At 51.9% G+C, this 9,313-nt stretch carries 4 protein-coding genes; 3 read left to right on the top strand and 1 reads right to left on the bottom strand.

Annotated features, from left to right (window positions below; genetic code table 11):
* The first annotated feature begins 196 nt into the window (after window positions 1–196).
* Window positions 197–1,663, top strand: coding sequence for a sulfatase (locus C5Y83_RS01500; protein ID WP_105327862.1), 1,467 nt, complete (start codon window positions 197–199; stop codon window positions 1,661–1,663).
* Between the two features lie 115 nt (window positions 1,664–1,778).
* On the opposite strand, the gene C5Y83_RS01495 is transcribed toward C5Y83_RS01500, so the two are convergent.
* Window positions 1,779–2,870, bottom strand: a complete 1,092-nt coding sequence (locus C5Y83_RS01495) for a serine hydrolase domain-containing protein (RefSeq protein WP_105327861.1) — start codon at window positions 2,868–2,870, stop codon at window positions 1,779–1,781.
* Window positions 2,871–3,844: 974 nt separating this feature from the next.
* Between C5Y83_RS01495 and C5Y83_RS01490 the strand changes: the two genes are divergently transcribed.
* Together C5Y83_RS01490 and C5Y83_RS01485 are read left to right on the top strand one after the other, a co-directional pair.
* Window positions 3,845–5,782: an efflux RND transporter periplasmic adaptor subunit gene (locus C5Y83_RS01490; RefSeq protein ID WP_105327860.1), complete on the top strand. Its 1,938-nt coding sequence runs from the start codon at window positions 3,845–3,847 to the stop codon at window positions 5,780–5,782.
* Complete coding sequence (locus C5Y83_RS01485; RefSeq protein ID WP_105327859.1) at window positions 5,779–9,285, top strand: efflux RND transporter permease subunit; 3,507 nt, start codon at window positions 5,779–5,781, stop codon at window positions 9,283–9,285. Before C5Y83_RS01490 ends, C5Y83_RS01485 begins: the two co-directional genes overlap by 4 nt.
* Window positions 9,286–9,313: the final 28 nt, after the last annotated feature.

Below are 9,313 nucleotides of genomic sequence, written 5' to 3'. Positions count from 1 at the left end.
CCCACTGCTCGTCGGTGAGCAGCACTTCACGTTTACCAGCCATCGAAGGACTCCTTTCGATGGTAGGTGTAACGCAAATCGTTACCTGGCGCAAGCTTATAACGTCAGGGTTTTGAAACAGCCTCTAGGTAGGTTATCGACAAGTTGATACGATAGAGGTTTCTACTCACCCCAAATCACCTTCTCCAAAGATATCATGAAACCAGATCGCTTCGGCTCGTTGATACTGTGTACGCTTAGTGTTCTTCTATGTCAGTCAACTTCCACTGAGGCAGCCAAGCCAAATGTGTTATTCATCGCGGTAGATGACTTGGCTTGTACGCTTGGATGTTATGGCGACGTTGTCGCGCAGACACCGAACATCGATCGACTAGCATCTACCGGAATGTGTTTTCGGCGAGCCTATAATCAATTGCCTCTTTGCAATCCAACGCGGGCATCGGTGATGACGGGACTGCGGCCCGATCAAATCAAAGTGTACGATCTCGATCGCCACTTTCGTGACGAGTTGCCCGATGTTGTGACGTTGCCACAGGCATTTCAGAAGGCGGGCTATTTCGCCGCACGTGTCGGAAAGATATATCACTACAACGTGCCTGCTTCAATAGGAACCGATGGCTTCGACGATCCTCCTTCATGGGATCGAACCGTCAATCCAAAAGGACGCGACAAGACAGAAGAGTCGCAAGTCTTCAATGCCGAGCCCCATCGCAAGATCAGCGCATCCCTCAGTTGGTTAGCCGCTGAAGGGGACGCAGAAGAACAAACCGACGGTATGATCGCCACCGAAGCAATCAAGATCATGCGAGAAAAGAAGGATAAACCCTTCTTTTTAGGTGTCGGATTCTTTCGGCCCCACACGCCGTACGTGGCTCCGAAAAAGTACTTTGAGATGTACCCACTAGAGACACTACGACTGCCGTATTCTCCCGCGCATGACCGAGACGATATCCCTACGGCAGCGTTTGCTCACAATTGCCCAGTGCCCAACTATGGCCTGGACGAGGCGACGCTATTGAAAGCGACGCAGGCTTACTACGCGTGCGTTTCGATGGTGGACGCTCAGATTGGTCGCTTGCTATCGGCTCTAGACGAATTAGGGATTGCTGAGAATACGATTGTCGTCCTTTGGAGTGACCATGGATATCATTTGGGAGAGCATAACGGTATTTGGCAAAAACGGACGCTCTTCGAGCAAGCGGCTCGAGCACCGTTGATCATTCGCGCTACAGGGCATCAAGGGCAGGGGGACTGCGATCAAATTGTTGAATTTGTTGATATCTATCCGACGGTTACCGATCTGGCTGGAGTAGATTCGAATAATGACTTAGCCGGTCGTAGTCTGCGTCCGTTGATTAACGATCCGCAGGCTCAATGGAACGGTCAGGCAATTATGCAAGTTCTTCGACCTGCCGACGATCGTTTGCCAGAGATGGTGATGGGATGCAGTATTCGAACCGATCGGTATCGGTACACGGAATGGGGTGACGGCAAGTATGGCATCGAGTTGTACGACCATCACACCGATCCAAACGAGTTTAATAACCTAGCCCGAGATCCTGATACGCGATCCAGCGCCGTTATCGAGAATCTTCGCCATCTATTGCGGAAGAAAGCCTCTGGTAAGATTCCCTCGGTGCCTGTCAATCCTACTCGACTGTAATGAGAGGTCTGAGGCATGACGTACATAAGCTGGCAAGGTGACGTCTGCAAATCGTAAAGTTTCGGCAACTGCTGATTTGCTTCAAATCAGTCCGAGGCTAGATGAGCATCGACTATTATTTCGTCGCGATCGCCGCTGAGGCCAATTGACGGGGATGCGGAGTTACCGCTCGACCTGGAAGCGAAGTGAGCACGACAAAGATTGTTTCGGTGGTGGGATCTGCCCAGGCCAGTGTCCCGGTCGATCCCGTATGACCAAAAGTTTCTTCCGAACAGCCATCGCCACCTAGCCGCGAACCGATATCGAACCCGATGCCGCGCGGTTTGATCCCGGCTGGGTTTTGGTTGGTTCTCACCAGCTTGGCTGTCTCAGGCTTAAGTACGGTACCATTCAGGAAGAGATACTCCGACAAAAACTTAGCGACGTCGGGAGCTGAGCAGTGAGTGGTTCCCCAAGGCGCGCCCAGTTTGCGCCAGTAGTGACTGTTCCAATCCCAGTTCTTTGCCGTTGGATCGCCACTCCCTGATTCGGGCGCGGCAAACTCGGTTTGCGCGAGAACCATATCATCAAGCGAGAAACGTCCCAGACCTTGAGCCGAATGTTCCATTTTCAGTGGCTGAAAAACGGTATCGTCAACGAGAGAAAGAATATCCTTGCCAGTCAATAACTCAGCAACGTGAGTTGCCAACAGGATGCCCATGCTCGAATACTGGTAGTCAGAACCGGGTTTAAAAGAGAGGGGCGCTTGCTGCGCGTACTCGACAAACTTATCAAGTTCAGCATGGCTACGACGAAGCTCAGCATTGTTAGCCAACTGATCGGGAAGTCCGGAAGTGTGCGTCAAGACATGACGCAGCGTGACGCTCTCTCTCCCATTGCTGGTGAATTTAGGCAGGTACTTGCTTAGCTTATCATCTAGTCGGAACTCGTTCTGGTCGTACAGTCGCATCAATGCAGTGACGCAGATCGGCTTCGAAATAGAACCGAGCAGGAACATCGAGTCTGGCGAGGTCCCATTGCCATAGGCTCGAGTTACCGCGTTTCCTTTCCGCCTGACATGTAGTGTCGCTGATTTCACCTGGCCATTGGCAGTCGCTTGCTTTAGTACCTTGTCCGCATCATCCAAACCATCCGGAAGGTCTGCTGCGCGAACTTGTGAGGTCAATCCCATGGCAAGGCTCCATTGAAGAAAGTGACGGCGATTCATGTGGAAGATTCCCTTGGCAGGAGAAGTTGCGACCAGAGTTGGTAGGAAGGGGGATAGCGAGAATCTACCATTGGATGGGTGGCACGGCAATTAAATCAGATTTCAATTTAAGGGAGTCGTTTGGTTCGCTTCAATTGACCGTATCCGGTGGGAACCGACCTTGACTTGATGTTGGATTCTAGCCAAGATCCTTGCATTAGTACGGTTTAGCGAACATTTTGAGAGAGAACTTGTTGCTGGACGGCTTCTGGCGCCGATGTTAATTTCAAGGTGTATTTGTTACTTTCACTGAGATTCAAGCACGTGCCCAACGCCGAGCACAGAATGACCCGAATTGGGATTTGGACCTTGATCCTGCTTTTGCCCGTAGAGGGGATTGCGATCGAGGTTCGTGCTTGTGGTCTCGAAGGTACGTCCTGCTGTGGGACTAGTGCAGCGAGCTGCTCTTGTTGTCACTCAAACGAAACGCACTCTTGCTGTCATTCTAAGTCGAAGGATACCAAGGCAACTTGTTGCCATGGATCTAATTCAGACAATTCTCTTTGTCATTGCGGTTTAGGTTGTCCCTGCGGGAAAGGGGAGCCTGTAAGTTCGCCGGCGGTACCCTCTCAAGATTCTGACCCTCGCTCTGACATTGTTTCTCATGTCGGAATGGTGAACACCTTCGCTTCCGCTGTTGAGATCAAGTGTCCGCAACAACCTGTACACGTTCAGTTGCTTGCGATTCAGTCGCTTTCGGTCGACCGCTGTTCGACGCTCTGTCGCTACACGCTTTGAGTAGCAAATCTCTGCGCACCGCTTTGCGCATTTAGTTAAACCTCCGCTGACCGTTCACCGGAATTGTGACGTCGCTTCGTGGTTGCACACGATGCTGTAGTACGACCGGTCTACGCAGCCATCATGGGTTACCCACTTGTACCTTGTGCGGCAATGCAAGCTGCGCACGCGCTGACGAATACAGAAGGAAATGTCTTATGAGTGATATTCCAAAGCCAAATGAATCGGCAACGGAAGCTAAGCAGGAAGCTAGGCATACGCTCGATCGCCGTTGGTTAGTTGGACTCGTTATTAAACCCGTCATCTTCCTGATATGTGGAACGATGTTGTTTGCCGGTCTTGGACTAATGCAGCGACTCGGTCTTATCTCAAGTGGCGCGTCAGGAAGTGGTACGGCATCGGCCTCTTCAGGTGCGACCGCTGAGTACATCTGTCCTATGATGTGTACTCCGCCACAGTCGCAGCCAGGGCGTTGTCCTGTTTGCGCGATGGAATTGGTCGTGGCATCCTCTGGCGGTTCCAAAGGAGATTCGCAGTCCGTCGAGATCGCCCCGGCGGCTCGAAGAATTGCGAATATTCAAACAGCAGAGGCTTCGTTTCAGACGGCGTCGCGAACCATTCGAGCGGTGGGACAACTTCAATACGACGAAGCTTCGCTCAAGACCATTTCTGCGTACGTCGCCGGGCGTCTCGATCGCCTTTACGCCGATTTTACAGGCGTCGTCGTGAAGAAGGGGGAACCGCTGGCGCTCGTATATTCACCGGAATTATATTCTGCACAAGTTGAGTTTCTGTTGGCCAAGCGATCGGTTGCACAGGCGTCTCCTCAAACCTTAGAGAGTATTGTTAGTGCGAATCGCAATCTTTACGAGAATGCCAGACAACAGCTGATCGAACTCGGCATGACTGATGCCCAAATCGACGAATTAGAAGCGAGAGGTAAAGCAGATAGTCGCTTGCATCTTTATTCGCCAATGAGCGGCACGGTGATTCAAAAGCTAGCCGTTGAAGGGCAGTACGTCAAAGCGAGTGATCGAATCTATCAATTGGCCGATCTCTCCAAAGTGTGGCTCATGCTTGAGCTCTTTCCTGAAGACGCGGCCAATATCTGCTATGGGCAGAAGGTTGAAGCGGAAGTTCAATCGCTACCCGGCAAAAAGTTTTCTGGTAGAGTCGCGTTTGTTGATCCGAACGTTGACGAACGAACCCGGACGATAGGTGTACGGGTAGCACTGCCAAACCAAGAGGGTTTACTGAAAATTGGCGATCTGGCAACAGCCTACCTGCAGATCGCAATTGCTCCCGGCGCTGAAAAACGCCTTTACGATCCTGAATTGGCTAGTCGTTGGATGAGTCCGCGTTATCCCAACGAGATCTTCGATCAGCCCGGGACATGTCCACTAAGTGGAATGGAATTAGTGCCTGCTTCTCATTACGGATTCACCGACGTACCACAAGGAGAAAGCCAGGTCGTCTCCATTCCAAGAAGTGCCGTTTTAATGACAGGGAAGAACAGTGTCGCTTACGTAGAAGCCGAGCCCGGCCGCTTTGAGCTTCGACGCGTTGTTGCAGGACATCAAAGTGGAGATCAAGTTGTTATTCACGAGGGAATAGAACCGGGAGAAAAGGTTGCCGTGCGTGGTAACTTCCTCATTGATTCTCAAATGCAGCTCGCAGGAAATCCTTCGTTAATCAATCCTGACAAGTATTTACCTTCGACCGAAAGCGGGCCGTCTGCTGAAGTGTTGGCGGCGCTCAGCGAATTAAGCCCGGAAGATCAGTCACTCGCCACCTCACAGCAAATATGTCCTGTTACCGAGATGCCATTAGGTTCAATGGGAACGCCGCCCAAAGCGGAAGTCAACGGTCGAAAGATCTTCCTCTGTTGCGAAGGGTGCCGCGGGTCGCTGATGGAGGAGCCTGAGAAGTATCTTTCGGTTCTCGACAATTTGGATCAAGAATCGGAATCGTTTAGTAGTCCCGGCTTACCTCCGATCGGTCCTATTCAAGAATTATCGATCGTGCCCGACCTTCCTCCGAATGCGATTGCCGTTCCCGTTTCATCCGAAAACGAATCGTCCACGCCCTCGATGGCAGTGCCGATGATTCGGCAGCCCATGGAGGTCGTTCGATGATTCACAGATTCTTACGCTTCTGTTTGAAAGAGCCTCTGTTAATCCTGTTGACGGCTTTCGGCCTGGCAGCCTACGGATGGTATTGCACTTCCAAAGTTCCTTTGGATGCGATCCCGAATGTAGGGGAAAATCAGGTGATCGTGCTGACCGAATGGCCAGGACGCTCGCCAAAAGATATCGAAGACCAGGTGACGTATCCTCTTTCGATTGGATTACAAGCGGTTCCAGGGGCCAAGAGTGTCCGTGGAAAGAGCATGTTTGGCTTCAGCTTTGTCCAAGTCACATTTGACGATGGAGTCGACTTTTACTGGGCACGGTCTCGCGTGGCTGAGCAACTTACGTCGATCGGAAGTCAACTCCCAGAAGGGATAACGCCTAGCCTCGGCCCCGATGCTACGGCGTTGGGGCAGATCTACTATTACGTCCTGGAAGGACCTCCCAACATGGACCTTGCGGAACTCCGTTCCAAGCAAGAGTTCTTTTTGAAGTACGCGCTGCAATCGGTAGATGGGGTTTCGGAAGTTGCTTCGATCGGTGGCTACCTTAAACAGTATCAGGTCGAGGTCGATCCAGACCAACTCCGTTTTCACCAGTTACCGTTGAGTCGAGTGATCGATGCTGTAAAGGCATCGAACATTGATGTTGGCGCCAAAACGGTTGAAACGTCGGGGATGGAGTTCATCGTTCGCGGGCGAGGTTTTATAGGATCTGGCAAATCGGAGCCCGAAACGATTGCCCAGATCGAGAATACGGTTGTCCAAACTCGTGATGGCGTGCCCGTGCGTATTCGTGATCTCGGCCATGTACAGGTTGGACCGTCATTCCGCAGAGGGGCGATAGATCTTAATGGTCGAGAGACGGTTGGTGGTGTCGTCGTGATGCGTTATGGAGAGAATCCGCGCGATGTCATTGAACGAATCAAGCAGAAGATCTCCTCACTGGAAAGTGAGTTAGGCGGAATAAAGATCATCGGGATCTATGATCGTACTCAACTCATCGATGAAACGGTTGCCACTCTAACCGATGCTTTGAATCACGAGATCTTGATCACGATCGCTGTCGTCGTACTTTTTCTGCTGAACGTTCGATCAAGCTTGATTATTGCAATCACCTTGCCCATGGCTGTACTGATGTCATTCGCGGCTATGAAGTGGTTCCATGTCGACGCGAACATCATGTCGCTAGCCGGGATTGCGATTGCGATCGGTACGATGGTCGACATGGGAATCATTGTGCTGGAAAACATATACGACGCATTGGCCGAGTGGGAAGCGAAAGGTGCATTAGGCGGTGCTCGCGAACGCCTTCGCGCTATCCAAAACTCGGCAGGAGAAGTCATTCCAGCAGTGTTGACAGCGGTGAGCACTACCATTGTGAGCTTTCTACCGGTGTTCTTTCTCACCGGCCGAGACTACAAGCTTTTCGCTCCATTGGCATGGACAAAGACCTTTGCCCTGGCAGCAAGCCTAATTGTGGCCGTAACGGTCGTTCCGGTCCTGGCTCGGCTGTTTCTCCGCAACTCTCGGTCGAGTTGGCGTACGGTTGTCGGAACGGTGGGACTAGCCACAGTCAGCATGCTGCTCGGACATCTCATGTGGAGTAAGTATCTGGCTGACTTCACGGGGGCACCACTGTGGCTGATCACGGTCGGCATCGGAACAATCGGTGCGGCCCTTGGATGGTGGATGACTCGCGAACAGCTACGTCCAATGGAAGACAACCCGGCAAGCCGATTCGTGCGATACCTTTATGCTGGCCGGCTGAAGATGGCGCTGCATCATAAAGGGCTGATGCTCAGCTTTCCCTTGATCATTTTCTTCCTAGGCTTAGGAGCCTGGATCGGTTTACCAACCGTCCTCCGACCTTTCGAGAAACTGGTTTCGATCGTCGGGGCTGACCTCAATGAGGTGCCTGGCTACGTTGATGCCAAGCATACCTTCCAGGGCCTAAAGTCCGACGACTGGATTGCCTTGGATGAGGGGAGTTGGTTTTACATGCCAAGTCTGTACCCTGCCGCCGGTTTTGGCCAGGTTATGGAAATACTTCAATCCCAAGATGTGTTGATCAAGGAAATTCCTGAGGTTGCTAATGTAATGGGAAAGATCGGTCGGGTCGATTCGGCTCTCGATCCAGCCCCAGCGGCCATGATCGAAACCTATGTGATGCTCAAGCCGCGGGATCAATGGCGTGAAGGAATTACCGAACGCGATATCTGGGATCAGATCAATCAGGCTGCGACGCTGCCGGGGGTTACGCCAGCCTCCCCACTGCAGCCAATTGAGGGGCGGATTGTGATGTTGCAGTCTGGGATCAAGGCTTCGATGGCGATTCGTATCTATGGTGACTCTTTGGAAGGGCTATCGGAGGCCTCGGTCGCAGTAGCTGATGAGTTAAAGAAACATCAACTCGTCAATAGTGGAACTGTCAATCCTGACATCGTCATGGGGAAACCATACTACGAGTTCGAGGTCGATCGTGAAGAAGCGGCCCGATATGGAATGACCACGATGATGGTCAATCAGATTGTGGCATCTGGGCTGGGGGGACTAGATGTAACGACCACAGTTGAAGGACGTGAGCGATACCCAATCCAAGTCCGATTCAGCCGCGATGTGCGAGAAAACATCGGTGAGCTACCGAGGACACCGATCGTTACCCATACCAATGAAGTCGTTCCCTTAGAACGTTTGGCCAATGTGTCAACGACCTGGGGACCAGGCATGATCAATAGCGAAGACTCGCGGTTGGTCGCCCACGTCATGTTCACCCCTTCTGGTGCTGCTGGCGACTTAGAAACGGTGGACGCCGTCATGCAGTCTCTCCGCGAAGCACGGGAGACCGGTAAGCTGGTATTTCCAGACGGCAACTTTGAACTTCAAGCTGTTGGCTCGTTCCAGAACCAAATCGAGGCAAACTACCGCCTGATGTGGATCATTCCAGCGGTGTTCTTAATCAACTTGCTGCTGCATTACCTTCACTTTCGTAATCTTCCGATCTCGCTTGTCGTGTTCTCGGGCATTCCTATTGCCTGTGCCGGAGGAATGATCGCCTTGGCGTGCATGGAGATCGAATTGAACACTGCCGTTTGGGTTGGCTTCATCGCATTGGCTGGGCTGGCGGCAGATGATGGCATTGTGATGGCAAGTTATATCCATGATCGATTGAAAAGGCGCACGATTACCAGCGTTGAAGATCTCCGTGAAGAAGTCTATCAAGCAGGTCTCAAACGAATTCGGCCTTGTGTGATGACTACGGTAACTACGATCGCTGCGTTAATTCCCGTCCTTCTCTCAACTGGCAGGGGGGCGGATGTTGCCAGGGCAATGGCGTTGCCCGTATTCGGGGGCATGCTAATTGAACCGTTCACCACGTTCGTCGTTCCGACGATCTACTGCTGGTATTTAGAAATCAAGTTGAAAGCGGGCCTGAGTGACTCGCTTCTTGAAATGTCTTCGGATGAAGAAGTGTCCGAGGAAATAACTTCACATGCGACCGCAGCATAATTGCCGTTGGTCGCGAACCTGTTTTACG

It is taken from the genome of Blastopirellula marina (assembly GCF_002967765.1).
Taxonomy (GTDB): domain Bacteria; phylum Planctomycetota; class Planctomycetia; order Pirellulales; family Pirellulaceae; genus Bremerella; species Bremerella marina_A.
The sequence above is the reverse complement of the archived record's forward strand: the minus strand, read 5'-3'. Positions and strand labels throughout refer to the sequence as shown.